The 17,980-nt window shown below is 66.9% G+C and carries 10 protein-coding genes and 1 pseudogene; 6 read left to right on the forward strand and 5 right to left on the reverse strand.

Annotated elements, in window-relative coordinates; all coding sequences use genetic code 11:
- Positions 1–44 precede the first annotated feature (44 nt).
- Entirely contained in the window at positions 45–1,721 is a 1,677-nt protein-coding gene (locus G6O54_RS10515) for an AMP-binding protein (RefSeq protein WP_250846812.1), read from the reverse strand.
- Positions 1,722–2,057: 336 nt separating this feature from the next.
- On the opposite strand from G6O54_RS10515, the gene G6O54_RS10520 reads away from it, so the two are divergent.
- From G6O54_RS10520 to G6O54_RS10530, 3 genes are read left to right on the forward strand one after another with little or no spacing between them, the layout of a single operon-like run.
- On the forward strand, positions 2,058–5,249 hold the full coding sequence (locus tag G6O54_RS10520) for a PSD1 and planctomycete cytochrome C domain-containing protein (protein WP_165224386.1): 3,192 nt from the start codon (positions 2,058–2,060) through the stop codon (positions 5,247–5,249).
- A 25-nt stretch (positions 5,250–5,274) separates the two neighbouring features.
- Positions 5,275–6,747, forward strand: coding sequence for a DUF1501 domain-containing protein (locus G6O54_RS10525; RefSeq protein WP_165224389.1), 1,473 nt, complete (start codon positions 5,275–5,277; stop codon positions 6,745–6,747).
- Positions 6,748–6,801: 54 nt separating this feature from the next.
- Positions 6,802–8,019 carry a glycosyltransferase WbsX family protein gene (locus tag G6O54_RS10530; RefSeq protein WP_165224392.1) on the forward strand — a complete coding sequence of 406 codons (1,218 nt, stop codon included), beginning with the start codon at positions 6,802–6,804 and terminating at the stop codon, positions 8,017–8,019.
- A 15-nt stretch (positions 8,020–8,034) separates the two neighbouring features.
- Here G6O54_RS10530 and G6O54_RS10535 read toward each other — a convergent pair whose 3' ends face one another.
- Entirely contained in the window at positions 8,035–9,375 is a 1,341-nt protein-coding gene (locus tag G6O54_RS10535; RefSeq protein WP_250846813.1) for a reverse transcriptase family protein, read from the reverse strand.
- 445 nt (positions 9,376–9,820) lie between these two features.
- On the opposite strand from G6O54_RS10535, the gene G6O54_RS10540 reads away from it, so the two are divergent.
- From G6O54_RS10540 to G6O54_RS38780, 3 genes and pseudogenes are all read left to right on the forward strand, one after another.
- Entirely contained in the window at positions 9,821–10,231 is a 411-nt protein-coding gene (locus G6O54_RS10540) for a DUF3467 domain-containing protein (protein WP_250846814.1), read from the forward strand.
- 859 nt (positions 10,232–11,090) lie between these two features.
- Positions 11,091–11,861: pseudogene (locus tag G6O54_RS38775) on the forward strand (PAS domain-containing protein); the annotation flags it as partial.
- Positions 11,862–11,900: 39 nt separating this feature from the next.
- Positions 11,901–13,919, forward strand: coding sequence for a PAS domain S-box protein (locus G6O54_RS38780; protein ID WP_369432134.1), 2,019 nt, complete (start codon positions 11,901–11,903; stop codon positions 13,917–13,919).
- Positions 13,920–14,226: 307 nt separating this feature from the next.
- On the opposite strand, the gene G6O54_RS10555 is transcribed toward G6O54_RS38780, so the two are convergent.
- The 3 genes from G6O54_RS10555 to G6O54_RS10565 all read right to left on the reverse strand — a co-directional run bounded on the left by G6O54_RS10555 (position 14,227) and on the right by G6O54_RS10565 (position 17,738).
- The gene (locus tag G6O54_RS10555) at positions 14,227–14,511 is read right to left on the reverse strand and encodes a transposase (RefSeq protein WP_165224402.1); all 285 of its coding nucleotides are present in this window, start codon (positions 14,509–14,511) and stop codon (positions 14,227–14,229) included.
- Between the two features lie 17 nt (positions 14,512–14,528).
- Positions 14,529–15,248 carry a transposase gene (locus G6O54_RS10560; protein ID WP_165224405.1) on the reverse strand — a complete coding sequence of 240 codons (720 nt, stop codon included), beginning with the start codon at positions 15,246–15,248 and terminating at the stop codon, positions 14,529–14,531.
- A 1,326-nt stretch (positions 15,249–16,574) separates the two neighbouring features.
- Positions 16,575–17,738 carry a TlpA family protein disulfide reductase gene (locus G6O54_RS10565; protein ID WP_165224408.1) on the reverse strand — a complete coding sequence of 388 codons (1,164 nt, stop codon included), beginning with the start codon at positions 17,736–17,738 and terminating at the stop codon, positions 16,575–16,577.
- Positions 17,739–17,980 lie beyond the last annotated feature (242 nt).

A 17,980-nucleotide genomic window follows, 5' to 3' on the forward strand; every position in this document is an offset into this window, starting at 1 on the left:
GGCGATGGCCGGCCCCGGGCGCCGGCGGGGCAGGCCCCAGGACCTCAATGTTGATAGCAGCTCTCCATCGCCAGCTCCTTGAGCCGGCGAAGGTCCACCTTGCCGGTCCCGGTGATCGGCAGCTCGCTCACCTGGATGAAGTCCCGTACCGAGGGGATCCAGAGGCGCGGCATGTGGCTGGCGGTCAGGGCCTTGTGGATCTCGTCGGGGGTCTTCTCGAGCGGGGTGTGGATGACGCAGAGCCGCTCGCCATGCTTCGGATCCGGCACCGAGGTCACCGCGACGTGAGACTCGTCGACCCCGGCGACGTCGAGGATGGCGCCTTCCACCAGCAGGTGGGGGACCATCTCCCCGGCGATCTTGGCGAAGCGGCTGAGCCGATCGGTGATCCTGAGGAACCCGTCGGGATCGAGGAAGCCGATGTCGCCGGTGACGTACCATCCGTCCTTGATCACCCGTGCCGTCTCGTCGGGCCGACCGAGATAACCCGCCATGACCTGCGGCCCCTTCACCGCGATGACCCCTTCCGCGCCGGCGGGGAGGTCCTCTCCGGAGTCCGGATCGATGGTCTTGATCTGCGTGCCGGGCACGGGGAGGCCGACCGTCCCCGGGCGGTTCCCGTGGACCTTCCTGCCATCCGCCAGGACCACTTCGTCCGGCACGTTGACCGCCACCACCGGAGACAGCTCGGTCGTGCCGTATCCTTCCATGGGCTCGATGTCCAGCCAGCCGCTGAGGTCCCGGTAGAGCTCCGGCTTGAGCTTCTCCGCACCCAGGATCAGGTGGGTCAGCGTCCTGAACTGCTCGGCACGGCAGCTCTTCTGGAAGAGCCGGGTGAACGAGGGGGTGCCGGCCAGGAGCGTTACCTTGTGTTGCTCGCAGAGCGAGCCGATCGTCTTCGCGTCCAGCGGATTGCTGTGGTAGACGACCTTCTTCCCGAGGCAGAGCGCGATCCAGATCGTCACCGTGAAGCCGAAGGAATGGAAGAACGGCAGGATCCCCAGCAGGACCTCATCCGGGGCCAGCCGCACCTGCTGATCCACCTGCATCACGTTGCTCAGGACGTTGCGATGGGTGAGCAGCACCCCCTTGGGGTCGCCCGTCGACCCGGACGTGAAGATGACCGTGGCCGTCGCGTCCAGGTCGGGGCGAGACAGTCCCGGCAGGAGGCGCGGCGGGACGACGCGGCGGAGCAGGTGGGCGGTGGCCGCGCCGGCGATCTTGTCGGTCCTCGAGATCCGCCGCGGGATCTCCTCGAGTGCCAGGAGCTCCGCCTTCGGCTGGACGTGGAACCGGTCCAGCACCTTGGGAGAGGTGATGACGTGGCGGATGCCGCACTGGCGGATCGACGCATCGATCATCGACTGGCCGGCCGTGAAGTTCAGGTTGACCGGGATCTTGCCTTGCAGGACCAGCGCGAGATTGACGACCGCCGCCGGGACCATGGGAGGGAGCAAGATCCCGACATAGGGCTCGGGCCCGAGGGTCCGCGAGAGATGACGCCCGAGGACGCACGACCGGACGAGCGTCTCGCCGAACGAGAGGCTGGCCCCGGTGCCGTCGCAGAGGGCCGGCGAGGACCAGTGTCGCCGCACGGCGGCCACGAATGCATGCCCCAAGGACCGCCATTCATCGGGGAGCGGCGTGAGGGGGCGAAATCCGGGGGACTCCGGGCCGGGCCGCGTGCCGAGCGCGCCCGCGCCGTTTGCGGTCATGCTCATCCCAGGCTGGGCTCCGCTCGCAGGGACGGTACGAAGAGGTATGAGACTTTACGCTTCAAAACATCCGAAGCGTGGCCGGTTCGCTCGCGCCAGGTCGAAGCCCCAAAACGGGTTCGGACAGGATTGGCGATCCGGCATTAGGATACGAAGGAATGACGATCGACACAACGCGGTCTCCCCGGGTTCCCGAAAAGAGCGCGCGGTCCGGCCTCGCATTGGCTCGGCCTGCCGTGGATAATGAACTATGCCGAGCCTCGCCCCCTGCCTGTTTCCGGGTCCCGTCACCGGAACTCGAATCATCCACCCCGACCCTGAACCCCGGAGTGGCTCGAACTGATGCTCGTCGAGCGAACCCCTCTCAGCGTGCCTCGCGGTCGGACGATCTCGTGGCGGGCACTGCACGCCGCGGCCCTGGCCGCGACCCTTCCACTCGGCCTGGTTGCCGGCCGATGCCGGGCCGGCGAGCCCGCCCCCGGGCCCGCACGGCCTCAAGCCGTCCGGTTCAACCGCGACATCCGGCCGATCCTCTCGGACCGCTGCTTCCAGTGTCATGGCCCGGACGCCTCGCAACGGAAAGGCGATCTCCGGCTCGACATCCCCCAGGCGGCGACTTCCCCCGGGGCGACCGGCGCCGCGGCGATCGTCCCGGGAAAGCCGGACGAAAGCGAGCTGCTTCGGCGGGTCGTCTCGCATGACCTCGAGGAGGTGATGCCCCCGGCCAAGCTCAAGAAGGGCCTGAGCCCGGACCAGGTCCGCACGCTCCGGACCTGGATCGAAGACGGCGCCCGCTACGAGGGCCACTGGGCGTTCCTCCCGCCGGAACGCCCCCCGGTCCCGCCCGTCCGGAACGCCTCCTGGGTGCGGAACCCGATCGACGCGTTCGTCCTCGCGAGGCTGGAGAAGGAAGGGCTCTCCCCCTCACCCGAGGCGGACCGGATCACCCTGGCCCGCCGGCTCTCGCTCGATCTCCTCGGCCTGCCGCCGGGCGTCCCCGAGGTCGAGGCGTTCGCGGCCGACCGGGATCGGGACGCCTATTCGCGGCTCGTGGAGAAGGACCTGGCCTCTCCCCATTTCGGCGAGCGCTGGGCGCGGCTCTGGCTGGACGCCGCGCGGTATGCGGACTCGGACGGATACGAGAAGGACAAGCCCCGGACCGTGCACTTCTACCGGGACTGGGTCATCGACGCCTTCAACCGCGACCTCCCCTATGATCGCTTCATCATCGACCAGGTCGCGGGCGACCTCCTCCCCAACCGCACCCAGGACGAGCTCGTCGCCACCGGCTTCCTCCGGAACTCGATGATCAATGAGGAAGGGGGGATCGACCCCGAGCAATTCCGGATGGAGGCGATGTTCGACCGGATGGACGCACTGGGGAAGGGGGTCCTCGGGCTGACGATCGCGTGCGCCCAGTGCCACAGCCACAAGTACGACCCGCTGACCCAGGAGGACTATTACCGCCTCTTCGCCTTCCTCAACAGCACCAACGAGTCGAACGTCGCCGTGTATACCCCGGCCGAGCAGATGAAACGGGCCGAGGTCCACCGCCGGATCGGCGAGATCGAGGCGCGGCTCCGCCACGAGAATCCCGACTGGCCCGAGCGGATGCGCGCGTGGGAAGCCGCCGCGAAGCCGGAGCCGATCCCCTGGAAGGTCGTCCGCACCGAGGTCGACCAGAACAACGGCAGCGGCCAGAAGCACTACCTCCTGGAAGACGGCTCGATCCTCGCCCAGGGCTATGCCCCGACGATCCACGTCGCGCGGTTCACGGCACTCGAGCCGGTGCAGACCGTCGCCGCCGTCCAGCTCGAGCTCCTCAACGACCCGGCCCTGCCGCTGAACGGCCCCGGACGGTCGACGACCGGCGGCCTCGCCCTGACCGAGTTCCAGCTCGAGGCCGCGGCGGCGGACCATCACGACCGGCCCGTCGCGGTGAAGGTCGCCTCGGCCACCGCCGACGTGAATCCGCCCGAAACCGTGCTGGCCCCGATCTTCGACGACCGGAGCAAGCGACGGCGTGTCACCGGCCCGATCGGCTTCGCGATCGACGGCAAGGAAGAGACCGCCTGGAGCATCGACGCCGGCCCCGGCCGCCGGAACGTCCCGCGGAAGGCGGTCTTCGTCCTCGAGAAGCCGATCTCGTACCCCAAGGGAGCGATCCTGACCTTCAAGCTGGTCCAGAAGCACGGCGGCTGGAACAGCGACGACAACCAGAACAACAACCTCGGCCGCTTCCGGCTCTCCGTGACCGACCGACCCGGTGCCGTTGCCGATCCGCTGCCGCGGCCGGTCCGCGAGATCCTCGCGATCCCCGAATCGCGACGGACCCCGGCGCAGGTGGACACCGTCTTCCGCCACTGGCGGACGACGGTCCCGGCGTGGAAGGCCGCGAACGATCAAATCGAGGCCGCCTGGCGCGATCATCCCGAGGGGTCATCCCAGCTCGTCCTCGAGACGCGAGCGAAGCCCCGCGAGACCCATGTCCTCCAGCGCGGCGATTTCCTCAAGCCCGCGAAGGCGGTCGGGGCGGGCGTGCCCGCGTTCCTCAACCCCATGCCCGCCGGCCAGCCGGCGGACCGCCTGGGCCTGGCCCGCTGGCTCGTGGATCGACGGGCACCGACGACGGCCCGCGCCATCGTCAACCGGATCTGGCAGGCCTATTTCGGCACCGGGATCGTGGCGACCAGCGAGGACCTGGGCTCACAGTGCGAGGCGCCCTCGCATCCCGACCTGCTGGACTGGCTGGCCGTCGAGCTGATGGACTCCGGCTGGAGCCTCCGGCACATCCACCGCCTGATCGTGAGCTCCTCCACCTACCGCCAGTCGTCGCGGGTCACGCCCGAATTGCTGGCGAAGGACTCGTACAATCGGCTCCTCGCCCGCGGCGCGAGGTTCCGCGTGGAGGCCGAGCTGGTCCGCGACGTCACGCTGGCCGCGAGCGGCCTGCTCGATCCTCGGATCGGGGGCGAGAGCGTCTTCCCCACCGCGCCGGCATTCCTCTTCTCACCCCCCGCGAGCTACGGGCCCAAGTCCTGGCCGGAGGCGACCGGGCCGGACCGGTTTCGCCGCGCCCTCTACACGTTCCGCTATCGGAGCGTCCCGTACCCGATGCTCCAGAACTTCGACGCCCCCAACGGCGATTTCTCGTGCGTCCGGCGGACCCGATCGAACACGCCCCTCCAGGCCCTGACGCTCCTGAATGAGCCGATCTCGCTCGAAGCCGCCCGGGCCCTCGCCGCCAGGACCCTCGCGGAGGGCGGGGCCTGCGATGCCGACCGGCTCGACTTCGCGTTCCGCCGCTGCCTGTCCCGGCCCCCGGCCGCGGACGAGGCCCGGGCGCTCCTGTCCCTGCTGAAGCGCCAGGGGGACCGATTCGCCCGCGGCGAGGGGAACGCCTCGGACGTCGCCGGCGTCTCGGGTGCCTCGACCGCGAAGTCGGCGACGGGCTCGAAGCCGACGGAGCTGGCGAGCTGGACCGTCGTCGCCCGCGTGCTCCTCAACCTCGACGAGACGATCACCAGGGAATAATCAGCCGCCCCGGAGGCCTCCGCCGATGAATTGCCAGGATCATCTCTACCGAGCGGCCGGCGACCCCCGGGCGATCTCTCGCCGCTGGTTCCTCGGCCAGTGCGGGATCGGGCTCGGCTCGATGGCCCTCGCCCAGCTCCTGGGCCAGGATGGTTACGCCAGCGGCGGGACCGAGACCGAGGCCGTGCCCGCCACGCCCTCGCTCGGGACGAACCCGCTGGCCCCGCGAGCCCCGCACTTCGCCCCCAAGGCGAAACGCGTGATCTTCCTCTTCATGGCGGGAGGGCCCAGCCACCTGGAGCTCTTCGACAACAAGCCGCAACTCGCGAAGTTCGACGGCAAGCTCCCGCCCGCCGACCTCCTGAAGGGCTATCGCGCCGCGTTCATCAACCCCGACGCCCGGCTGCTCGGCCCGAAATTCCCGTTCGCCCGCCACGGCCAGAGCGGGACCGAGCTCTCGAGCCTGCTCCCCCACCTGGCCACGGTCGTGGACGACATCGCCGTGATCAAGGGGATGTCGACCGACGCGTTCAACCACGCCCCCGGCCAGATCATGATGAGCACCGGCTCGATGATCTTCGGCCGACCGAGCTTCGGCGCCTGGACCTGCTACGGGCTCGGCAGCGAGTCCAATGACCTCCCCGGCTTCGTCGTCTTCAGCACCGGCAAGAAGGGCCCTAGCGGCGGCAACTCCAACTGGGGGAGCGGGTTCCTGCCCACGGTTTACCAGGGGGTCCAGTTCCGCAACGGCGGCGAGCCGGTCCTCTACCTGACGAACCCGAAGGGGATCGACGAGGACATCCAGCGCGACTCGCTGGACGTCGTCCGCCAGCTCAACGAGTCCCGCCTGAAGCAGATCGGCGACCCCGAAATCGCCACCCGGATCCACTCGTACGAGACGGCCTTCCGCATGCAGATCTCGGCGCCGGAGGTGGTGGACATCGGCCGCGAACCGGCGCATATCCTCGAGATGTACGGCGCGAAGCCGGGGAAGCCCTCGTTCGCCGGGACCTGCCTCCTCGCCCGGCGGCTGCTCGAGCGGGGCGTCCGGTTCGTCGAGATCTTCCACGAAGCCTGGGACCAGCACGGGGCCCTCGTCAGCGACCTGAAGCACAACTGCGAGGATACCGACCAGGCCTGCGCCGCGCTCGTCAAGGACCTGAAGCAGCGGGGAATGCTCGAGGATACCCTCGTCGTCTGGGGGGGCGAGTTCGGCCGCACGCCGATGGTGCAGGGGGGTGCCGACGGTCGCGACCATCATCCGAACGCGTTCACCATGTGGTGTGCCGGCGGCGGCATCAAGCCGGGCATCTCCTACGGGGAGAGCGACGACCTGGGCTTCTCCGTGGCGAAGGATAAGGTCCACGTCCACGACCTGCACGCGACGCTGCTCCACCTCCTCGGCTTCGATCACACCCGGCTGACCTACCGCTTCCAGGGGCGGGATTTCCGCCTGACGGACGTGCACGGGAACGTGGTGAAGGGGCTGATCGCCTGAACGATCCGCTGATCGGAGATTCCCGCGTCGACGCGGACCGGGGGGAGGAATTCCATGAACCGCTGCAACGTGGCCTTTCTGGTGATACTCGCCTGCTGGTTCGGTCGGGGCGTCGCCGCCCGGGGTGAGGATCCCAGGCCGCGGCCGGTCACGGTGGCCAGCTACTACTTCGGGAATTACCATCCGGGCGATCCGCGAAACGTCCGGGAGAAGGGCGAGACGTGGTCGGAGTGGGATCTGGTCAAGGCCGCAAGGCCTCGCTTCCCGGGCCATCACCAGCCGAACGTCCCCCTCTGGGGCTACGAGGATGAGTCCGACCCGAAGGTGATGGCCCGTAAGATCGACGCCGCCGCCGACCACGGCATCGACGCGTTCCTCTTCGACTGGTACCACTACGACGACGGCCCGTTTCTGGACCGGCCGATCGACCGCGGGTTCCTCAAGGCTCCCAATGTCGGCCGCCTCAAGTTCGCCCTCATGTGGGCGAACCACGACTGGCTCGACATCTTCCCGTACAGGCTGAACAGCCCTCAGAGGCTCGTCTACCCGGGCAAGGTGACTCCCGCGACGTTCGACCGGATCGCGGATCACGTGATCCGGGACTATTTCCTCCATCCCTCCTACTGGCGGATCGAGGGGAAGCCGTACTTCTCGTTCTATGAGCTGACCAAGCTGCTGGAGAGCTTCGGGTCGGTCGAGGCGACGCGATCCGCGCTCGACCGGTTCCGGGCGAAGGCCGTGGCCGCGGGGTTGCCGGGGCTCCATCTCAACGCCGTGGTCTGGGGCCAGCCGATCCTGCCGGCCGAGAAGACCCCGGCCGACCCGGCGAAGCTCGTCCGCGACCTCGGCTTCGACTCGGTCACGTCCTACGTCTGGATCCACCACGTCCCGCTGAACGAGCAGCAGACCGACTACAACAAGGTCCGTGACGGCTACCTCTCCTACTGGGATCGCGCCCGCTCGACGTTCGGCGTCCCGTACTTCCCCAACGTCTCCATGGGCTGGGATTCCAGCCCGCGGGCCCGCCAGGAAGATCCCTTCGGCAACACCGGTTACCCGTTCACGAACACGATCGCCGGCAACACGCCCGGGCGCTTCCGCGAGGCCCTCGCGGAGACGAAGCGGCGGCTCCTCGCCCAGGAGAAGGGACCGCGCGTCGTGACCATCAATTGCTGGAACGAATGGACCGAGGGATCCTACCTGGAGCCGGATACCGTCCATGGCATGGCCTATCTCGACGCCGTTCGCGACGTCTTCGGGTCGCGACCGTGACGGCGATCAACGAGCTCACCACGCGATGCGATCGAACGTTCGTTTCAGCCTCGCGCCTCGTTGCGGATGAATCCCGGAGACGTATGCAATCCGTCCCAGCAGGTGGGCCCGAAAGTCGCTGACCCCGGCACGATTCTGGCCCTCCGGCCCGTGGCGGGCACAGTTATGGAGGATGGCCTTGAGGGCGTCGTAGTCCTCGCGCGGGATGTTGGGACGCACGTTGAGCATGATTCCCGCGGCCCGCTGGCGGACGCCCCGGCGCATGATCCGCGTCTTGCGATGGCGGACGGCAAAGCCCTCCTCCAGGGTGATCGCGGCGACATGGATCGAGAACCGGCGGACCGACCGCGCGAAGGCGTCATCGCCCGAGAAGACCAGGTCGTCGGCATAGCGCGTGTAGCGGGCCCCCGCCGCCCTCGCCAGGGCATCGAGCCTGACGTCCAGGTGATGGGCCGCCAGGTTGGCCAGCGCGGGAGAGCTCGGAGCACCCTGGGGCAGGTGAGGCTCGGCGAGGAGCCTCCTCGAATGCCAACCCGTGGCCCGGTCTGCCCCGTCCCCGTCTTCCAGGTGGCGGGGCACGACGTTCGTGCAGAGACCGGCGAGGAGTCGTGCCACGTCCTCCGGGTAGCCGGCCGTCATGAAGATCGCCTCGACACGCGCGGACGTGATCGACGGGAAGAAGTCCGCGAGGTCCATCCTGAGGACGATGTGTCGCCCGGCGTGTCCGGCGACGAAGCTCGACACCGACCGGCCGGGCCGGAAGCCGTGAGCGGCATCATGTGGCGGGATCCTGGCGACGATCTCGTCGAGCAGTCGTCGCTGGATGGCCTTCAGCCTCGGCTTCGGCGACTCGACGAGCCGCGAGCCTCCGGACGGCTTGGCGACGACCCGATAGCGATAGTTCCTGAGCGGCTCGCGGCGTGCCTTCTTCTCGCGGCCCTGGCAGTCCGCGAGCCCTTCGAGTTGGGTGATCGTGACGCCGCAGAACGCGGCCAGCTCCGCCGGGGTCGTGATCGCCGGGACGAGCCATGAAGCGGGCTCGCCGGGAGCCGGACGCATCACCGGGCTGAGCTCCGCGCGGAGCGGCACCCGGGCCTTGCCGATGGCCTTGAGGAATTGAGGGTCGGCGAGCAGATGATCGGCGATCCACCGCGCTCGCAAGGCCGCCGGCGAGGGGAAGGCGACGAGCAGCCGCCGCGCCACGGCGTCCAGCCACCTTCCCTTGCGGCCGATGGCCGTCCGGCCTCGGCCGACGAGCTCCGGGTGTTCCCATGGCCCGGCCAGGAAGGCACGGGCCAGGACCAGGGCGAATCGGCGGTGGGGATGCCTGGAAGACGACAGCGGCGGACGCTCCAACCAGTCTCGTCCGGCGTGAGGTGCTCTACGACGGAGGCGTAGCTGGCCTCACGCGCCGAAATGCCCAACTCACCAACGTCTCGCGGGGTAACCCCGGAGCGACGAAGAGACCGCCTCGCGACGATCCATCCGCCCGCTTGGACACGTCCGCCGCCGCGTGGACGCACGTTCAATTCACGTTAGCCGAGCCACGGCGCGTGGTCAACCCCGAGGTGAGCGTGCCGTGGGAGCAACCCAACGCCCGGGGCCACCACCCTCCTTCGCGGGTCCGGGACCGATCCCTGGGCGATGCCGTCCCGGATCTCCACCCTTGTTCCAGGACCATGCGCGAGGTCTGATACGGCGCGAATGAGGTAGGTCCGATCGGCGCGGAATCTCCGCGGGCAAGACCTCTCCGCGGATGAGCGTCCATCCCTTGAACGGGCTCAGGATTGAGGATTCCTCGATGAAGTCCATCTTGAATTACGCTTGCGCCACCGCGACAGGAGCGGTGCTGGCCGCGCTTGCTCTTCACCCGATGTCGGGATCGAAGCCCACCGTCGCCCAGCCGACGCCCGCCCCGCCGGTCGCGGCGACTTCGGGGATCGTCAAGGTCGACGATGCGAATGTCGACGCGATCTATGCCAACTTCGCGAGGGTCACCGCGACCCCGGAGGAGGTCATGCTCGACTTTGCCATGAATCCCCAGCCCTTCGCCGAGGGGGAGCAGTCCGTGAAGGCCTCGCGGCGCCTGGCCATGAATCTCTATACGGCCAAGCGACTGGTTACCGCACTCCAGATCACGGTGGACAAGCACGAGAAAATCTTCGGGCCGATCGAGCTCGACGTTCGCAAGCGCGCCCGCGAGAGTCGATGAGCCGATCAGGGACGAAATGACCGCGATTCCGTTCACTGGACGCCTGACGCCCGACGCGGCGGTGTGGGGTCGCTTCCCTGATGGACAAAGATGTTTCCATGTGACCCATAGAGAATGACAGGTGTGGCCCGCCCGGTCCGGCCGCTACCCGGCCACATGTGTCCTCCCCGATCGCGGCACCCGCGAGCTGCGTTCGCCGTCCGGCTCGTGAGCTCGTCCCGAAAGCTGCATGGCGGTCTTGACCCATGGTCGACGCACACTAACATATTAATGCGGTAATGACTTTCATGAGCAACTTCTCGTTCCAACCGTAGCCCCTGCGCTTCATAATGCACCCGCTTTGGGTGTCTGGCCTTTGATGCCTCTTGCCTCGTAGCGGGGGAAGCTGCCGAAGTCGACCTTGGGTGCCTCGCCTTCTTCGCGGTGGCCTTCATCGATGTGCTTGGGAGGCCGTGCGAGCGACCCCGCTACAAATCTACGCGAGCATGATCGGTCAGCGCCCAAGCCGCTTCGGCGGTGGCCCTCGGAACCGGCGATGCGGCCGGGTCGATGATACCAATCAGCGTGAGGATGTCTCCCTCAACCCCCACACGTATCGCGTGAAGCGCATTGGTAAATCTCAGCCTCGCCGCACCGCGGACCGGTCCGGGGAGGCTTTCCTCGTGATCCTCTCCGAGCCAGGGGGACGGAACGAGTTCACTGTCCCGGACATACGCATGAAGAAAAATCCTTAATGGAAGACTTTGACAAGGCAGGCCGGGCAGCACGAGTTATGATGAGATGAGCGGAAGAGAGCCCCCATTTCAGGACGTCATGTCCCTGGGACACACCCAGCCAAAATATGTTGGTATGCCTCGTGATGGATGACCTGCGCGCAGTCTACGCCGAGAATCTTGCCCTGCGAGCCCGTTGCACGACGTTAAGGGCCGTCGTCGACGCCATCCCCGATGCGGTGTTCGTCAAGGACCTTCATGGCGGCTACACGATGATCAACGCGGCCGGCGCCCGCCTGCTCGGCAGGTCGGTCGACGAGGTCGTCGGCGTGGAGGACGCGCGCCTGTTCGCGCCCGAAAGCGCGCGGCAGATCGCCGAGATCGACCGGCGGGTCATCGCGGCAAGAGAGGCCCTGACCTACGAGGAAACCGTCGAGGTCCAATTGGACTCGCGGTCCTATCTCACGACCAAGGCTCCTTTTTTCGACGAACAAGGCCGCGTGGCGGGGGTGATCGGCATCGCCCGCGACGTCACGGCGGAGAAGAAGCTCCAGGCCGATCGACACCGGCTGCTGGACCGGCTTCGGCTCCACATCGACCGGCTCCCGCTGGCCTACCTGGTGTTCGACGCCGACCGTCGCGTGCTGGAATGGAACCCCGCCGCCGAGAGGATCTTCGGCTACTCCAGGGACGAGGTGCTGGGGCGCGACGGCTTCGAGCTGATCGCGCCGCTGCCCCTGAACGACGCCCTGCAGTAGACCTTCCAGCGACTCTGGGCCGGCGACATGGACGCGCACAGCGTGAACGAGAACCTGACGAAGAGCCGGAAGACAATCGTCTGTGAATGGACGAATACGCCCCTGACGGACGCCGAGGGGCGGTTCGCGGGGCTGATCGCGCTGGCGCAGGATATCACCGAGCGGAAGCGAGCCGAGGAAGTGCTCGCCCAGGACGCCATGGTACTGGCCAACGTCCGGGATTCCGTCCAGGTGACCAGCATGGAGGGGGTCGTCACGTACTGGAACGATGGCTCCACTCGCCTCTTCGGCTGGCGTGCCGACGAGATGCTGGGGCGGCACATCACCGACCGGGTGCCGGAGGAGGGACGACCCGCGATGCGCGCGGTGATCCGGGCGATCGCCGAGGGGGGGGTATTCTCCGGCGAGTGGGAGGACTATCGCAAGGACGGGTCGCGCGTGTGGATCGACGCGCGAGTGACCCGCTTCACCAATGCGGGCGGCGTCCCGGGCGGTCTCATCGGCCTCGCCCACGACATCAGCGACCGCAAGCGTGCCGAGGAAGCGCTCCGGCAAAGCGACGAGCGATTCCGGCGCTACTTCGAGCTGGGCCTGGTCGGCATGGCCATCACCTCGCCGACCAGGAGGATGCTCGAGGTCAACGACGAGATCTGCCGGATCCTCGGTTACACGCGCGAGGAACTGCTCCGGAAGACCTGGGCCGAGCTGACCCACCCAGACGACCTGGCTGCCGATGCCGGGCTGTTTTCGACGGTCCTCTCCGGCGCCAGGGATGGTTACACGCTGGACAAGCGATTCGTCCGCAAGGACGGGCAGGTGATCGACACGACCATCTCGGTGAAATGCCAGCGCGACCGGGACGGGTCGGTTCAACACTTCGTGGCCCTCTTGCAGGATGTCACGGATCGCAAGCGGGCGGAGGCGGAGATCCGCAAGCTGAACGCCGACCTCGAGCGGAGGGTCGCGGAACGAACGACCGAGCTTGAGAACATGGCGGCGACGCTGCAGGAGCAGTCCGACAACCTCGCCCGGGCGAACGCCGAACTCACTCGCGGCGCGCGGCTCAAGGACGAATTCCTGGCCAACATGAGCCACGAGCTGAGGACCCCGCTCACGGGCATCCTGGGCCTGAGCGAGGGGCTGACCGAGGGCGTCTACGGACCGCTCAACGAGCTACAGATTCAGTCCCTGCTCGATATCCAGGAGAGCGGCCATCACCTGCTGTCGCTGATCAACGACATCCTCGACGTGGCCAAGGTCGAGGCCGGGATGGTCAGGCTGGAGCCCGGGCTGGTGGACCTCCAGGCACTCTGCCGCGGCGCCATCAGCCTGATCAAGGAGGCTGCTCACAAGAAGTCGATCGCCGTTCGCGTCCATGTCGACGACTCGGTCCGCAGCCTGATTGCCGACGAACGCCGGCTCAAGCAGGTCCTGGTGAACCTGCTCTCGAACGCCGTCAAGTTCACGGACCCGGGGGGGGAGGTGGGGCTGGACGTCAAGGGCGACCGGGCCGGCCGCAAGGTGGGCTTCACGGTCTGGGACACCGGCATCGGAATCAGCGCCGAGGATCTGAAGAGCCTGTTCAAACCCTTCGTCCAGATCGACGCGGGGCTCTCCCGGCACCAGGGCGGGACCGGGCTGGGGTTGGTCCTGGTCGAGAGCCTGATCGAGCTCCACGGCGGAAGCCTGCACACCGACAGCGAAGTGGGTCAGGGGACCCGATTCACGGCGTTCCTCCCGTGGGATCCCCTCGACGTCGAGCAGATCTCGGCCGCCCCCTCGACGCCCGGCGACGCTCCCGAAGCCGCGCCGGTCGCCTCCCCGACCCGGCGGCCTCAGATCCTGATCGTCGACGATGAACGGCTCGGCCCCGGAGCGATCAAGGACTTCCTCGAGTTCAAGGGCTATGCCGTGGAGCTCGCGTTCGATGCCGCCAGCGGCATCGCCCGCGCGCAGGCGCTTTCGCCCGTCCTGATCCTGATGGACATCCAGATGCCCGCGATGGACGGCCTGGAGGCCATCCGGCGGATCCGGCATATGACCGGCCTGAAGACGGTCCCGATCCTGGCCACGACGGCGCTGGCGATGCCCGGCGATCGCGAGCGGGTGCTCGCGGCCGGGGCCACCGACTACGTCAGCAAACCGGTGAATTTGGTCGACCTCCTGCGGCGGATCCAGGAGATCCTGGCCCGAGCACCCGGCCACCGTCGTCCTTGACCACTCGGCGAACGACGGGAACCCCTGACCCGGCCCGATGTCTTCCCTCCCTGCAACTGCGGGCTCGCTGTATTCCTGTTTCCGGTGGCCCCGGGACGCCGCGTCCCCGGTCGCAGAACACGTGTGATCGCGGTCTCCGACCGACAACATCCTCACCAGGCCTCCTGAGCCCGGGGACGGGCATTCCTGCCTGCCCGGTCTGAACCGGGTCAGGCCGGAAGGCGTGCAAGGCCCCCGGAGTCGGATCAGGTCCCTTGGGCCTGGAACCACTCCATCGGGCTCGATCAGGAGGCGCCGCGCCACCGCCTCAGCCGTCGAGTTTCTTCTTCACCCAGGCCAGCTCCATCTGGAGCCGGCCGATCTGCTCGTAGAGCTCGGCCTGGAGCTTGTCGGGGTCCGGTCGGTCGGACGCCGACACGGGCTCGAAGAGCCCTTCCAGGCCGTCCAGGAGCTGCTTCTTCCACAGTCTGATCTGCACCGGGTGGACCTGATGCTCCTTCGCCAGGTCGCTGACCGTCTTCTGCTGCTTGGCCGCCTCCAGGGCCACCTTGCTCTTGAACGCCGCCGAGTACCGCTTGCGGACCTGTCCCATGTCGTGCCCTCGATGAGTCACCCTCCAGGAGAACCTACCGAGTGGGCAGGCAAAAAGCCATTTTCGGATTGCTTCGGCGGACGTCCACGAGGTCGGAAGGTCGATTCCAGGCCGAGACGGGCCGCCACCTGGGTCTGCCATGAATCTGATCCAAACGGCCGGCCCCGACGGATGCTGCGGAGGATCGCCTCCTCTTCCTTGGTGCCGAGTGGCCGGTTGACCCTGGCCTTCCAATCGCGAGGCCGATCGATGGGCCAGGCCGTCAGCGAGGGTCGTTCGTCGTCTCCCTTGGCGCGCACCGCCGCCAGACTGCCCCACTTCCACTCCTCGGCACGCTCGACCAGGCCGGCCCGCAGGGCGTTCCGCTCGACGTAGCGGCAGACGGTGAGGAAATGCCCGTCGGACTGGACCGGGAAGGACTTGAAGCGCCCCTGATACAGGTGACCGGTGCCGACGGTGCGGTGGTGAGCGTGCCAGCGTTGGGTGTGAGTCATCGTCAGCCACCGCATGAAGTCGGATAGATCGCCTGCTTCGCGGGGCCAGACCAGGAGGTGGAAGTGGTCGGGCATCAGGCAGTACGCCAGGAGCCGCATCTGATATCGTGCGAGGGCCTGTACGAGGACTCGCTCGAACGCGGCATAATCGTCGTCGCATTCAAAGATGCCCAACCGCGCGTTGGCGCGATTCAGCGCGTGGTAGATCAGCCCGCCTTCAGCCGCTCGAGGTGGTCTTGGCATGGCTTCATGGTAGGACGACGCGAGACGGATGTCAATAAGGCTCCTGACCCCTTATCGCCATCTCCTTGGCATGGCTTCATGGTAGGACGACGCGAGACGGATGTCAATAAGGCTCCTGACCCCTTATCGCCATCTCATGGTAGGACGACGCGAGACGGATGTCAATAAGGCTCCTGACCCCTTATCGCCCTCAATAAGGCTCCTGACCCCTTATCGCCCTTCGCCCTCAATAAGGCTCCTGACCCCTTATCGCCCTCTGACCCCTTATCGCCCTTCTGACCCCTTATCGCCCTTGACCGCTTATCGCCCTTCTGTCGCCCTCAATAAGGCTCCTGACCCCTTATCGCCCTCTGACCCCTTATCGCCCTCAATAAGGCTCCTGACCCCTTATTGCCCTTCTGCAATAAGGCTCCTGACCCCTTATCGCCCTTCTAAGGCTCCTGACCCCTTATCGCCCTTCTCTGACCCCTTATCGCCCTTCTGACCCCTTATCGCCCTTCTGACCCCTTATCGCCCTTGTGACCCCTTATCGCCCTTGACCCCTCATCGCCCTCTGACCCCTTATCGCCCTCCTGACCCCTTATCGCCCTCCCGGATTGGACGATGTCGCAGCCATGTCATCCTCCCTTTCCGAGACTTCTCGCTCAACCCGACAGGAGGAGGTGACGCTCATCCCCTCCCGGGTGGCTGTGGCGTATGCGAAGCGACGCCACGGGATCGCAATGGCTCGCGCACGAGGCACCAGCTCGAGATCCGGCCCGCGCGATCCCGTGGCGTCGCTTTCAGCTCCGCCACAGCCACCCATGCCACTCGACCATCCCTGTCGGGTTCGGCGAGAAGTCTCCCCTTTCCTGGGGAGCCGATGCCGGCGAGGCCACCAGCCGGCTGAGGGGGGGCGGGCGTCACGGCGACGGGGCTCGTCAGCCGGTCGAGCCCCTCATCGGCGACACCGGCGGAGGGAGCCGGGTTCTCGGGGAGATCAAGGGGAGATCAGAGGGAAGATCAGCAGATGAGTGGCCACGAGGAGATCAATGGCCACGGAGGTGGCCTTCGATGACTTCCCTTTTGGCCTTCGAGATGCTCCTCTCTCCGGTGTGAGTTAGCCAGACTACCCACTGTGGGTATCTGGCCTTCGATGCATCCCCAGGCATGGGCGAGGTTTCCCGGCCGGTTCTGAATGAGGACCGACAGGACGTACCGGCTCAATTCCGCCCCATTCCCGAGAGCGGAGGTGCCATCGATGTCGCGATGACGTCGGAGATCATGCCCGCTGCCACAAATCGAGGGGGGGCATCGACCACTCGTCCGTCTCGTCTGAGTCTCACGTTAACGCGCGGCGGACCTGCTCGGCTCGGCTTCCTTCAGGAGTTCGTTGACGGCCTTCTCCAGTTCCTCGCCGCGTTTATCGATGTCCCGGATGACTCCCTTGGCATCGAGCACGTAGATCGTCGGGAATCTGGTGATATTCCAGTCCTCGAAAAACTTCGCGGCCGGGCCGCCGGGGAACCAGTGTGCCCAGGGCATCGGCTCCTTGGCGAGGAAGTCGGTGAGGGTCTTCAGCTCGTCGTCGGCGCTGATGCTGACCAGTTGGAACGGCTTCCCCTTGAGCCGCCCGACCATCTCGCGCTCGTGGGGGATCATGGCTTTGCAGGGGCCGCACCAGGTCGCCCAGATGTCGAGGACGACCACCTTCCCCTTCAGGTCGCCGAGCTTGACCGTCTTCCCCTCCACGTTCTTCGTGACCAGCTCGGGCGCGGCTGCGCCCACGGAAATCTCGGTGTAGTATTCGGAATACTGGTCGCGGAGGGTCTTCTTCAGGGCCGGGATCTCGCTCGCCAGCTCGACGAACCAGTCGGTCTGCTTCTTGAAGCTCGGCGAGCTCTTGTAGAGTTTCTCGAAAGCCTCCTTGGCTTCCGGCCGATGATTCATCTCGATCCATTTGACCGCCATCTCCCGCTGACCCAGCATCTGCTTGAGGGTCGAAGCCTGGATCGAGCGGTCGGGGTTGCGGTGGACGACGTCGTCGAGCAGCTTGCGGGCTTCGTCGTCGTTGAGGCCGACCACCAGTTTCACCAGCTTCTTGATCTCAGGCCTCGTGGCATAGTGCTCGCGGAGGATCTTCACGGCCTTGAGAGTCGACGGCAACAGCTCTCTCAAACCGAAGCCGCTCTGGATCGCCATCTCGATCGCCCCGAGGGCATCGGGACCTTCGGGAGCCTTCTCCGCGATCTCGACGAATTTCGGCGAGAACTCGATGCCCGGCCATGGCTTGTCGAACTTAAATGCCTCGAGCGCGGCATCGCCTTTCTCCTTGGCCGCCTGATAACTGGCATCCCTTTCCTTGTAGAAAGCCTGCACGGCGTCGTTGTAAGCCTTGTTGAGTGCGGCGAGCGAGGTGTCGCCCGGGGAGGTCGTCGGTCTGGCCTCATCGGCGCGCGCGGGGGTGGCTACCACGGCCAGGACGGCCAGGATCATCAGCGGTCGTGTCATGGCGGTTGGACCTCAGGAGTGGCGGAACACAGGCTTCGTAGTGGACCATCGCAGTTGAAAAGGAGGCCCCGGGTGCCAGGGGTTGTATTCAGCCCGTGGCACCCGGAGACGTCGGAAGACTCGGATTGCAGCCGCACTCGTCTCGTAGGCTGGGGCGTGGCCCAGCTCTCCCGCGCGATTCGCCGGGCCACGACCCTTCTTCTCTCCGGATCACGGGGAGTCGGTGGCTGGGCCGGGTGAGG

This window comes from Aquisphaera insulae, from assembly GCF_011064615.1.
Taxonomy (GTDB): Bacteria; Planctomycetota; Planctomycetia; order Isosphaerales; family Isosphaeraceae; genus Aquisphaera; species Aquisphaera insulae.

Excerpts from the sequence above, each read along its gene's own strand:
- G6O54_RS10515 (WP_250846812.1), bottom strand. The coding sequence starts at position 1,721 with ATGAGCATGACCGCAAACGGCGCGGGCGCGCTCGGCACGCGGCCCGGC.
- G6O54_RS10520 (WP_165224386.1), top strand. The coding sequence starts at position 2,058 with ATGCTCGTCGAGCGAACCCCTCTCAGCGTGCCTCGCGGTCGGACGATC.
- G6O54_RS10525 (WP_165224389.1), top strand. The coding sequence starts at position 5,275 with ATGAATTGCCAGGATCATCTCTACCGAGCGGCCGGCGACCCCCGGGCG.
- G6O54_RS10530 (WP_165224392.1), top strand. The coding sequence starts at position 6,802 with ATGAACCGCTGCAACGTGGCCTTTCTGGTGATACTCGCCTGCTGGTTC.
- G6O54_RS10540 (WP_250846814.1), top strand. The coding sequence starts at position 9,821 with ATGAAGTCCATCTTGAATTACGCTTGCGCCACCGCGACAGGAGCGGTG.
- G6O54_RS38780 (WP_369432134.1), top strand. The coding sequence starts at position 11,901 with ATGGTACTGGCCAACGTCCGGGATTCCGTCCAGGTGACCAGCATGGAG.
- G6O54_RS10555 (WP_165224402.1), bottom strand. The coding sequence starts at position 14,511 with ATGGGACAGGTCCGCAAGCGGTACTCGGCGGCGTTCAAGAGCAAGGTG.
- G6O54_RS10560 (WP_165224405.1), bottom strand. The coding sequence starts at position 15,248 with ATGCCAAGACCACCTCGAGCGGCTGAAGGCGGGCTGATCTACCACGCG.
- G6O54_RS10565 (WP_165224408.1), bottom strand. The coding sequence starts at position 17,738 with ATGACACGACCGCTGATGATCCTGGCCGTCCTGGCCGTGGTAGCCACC.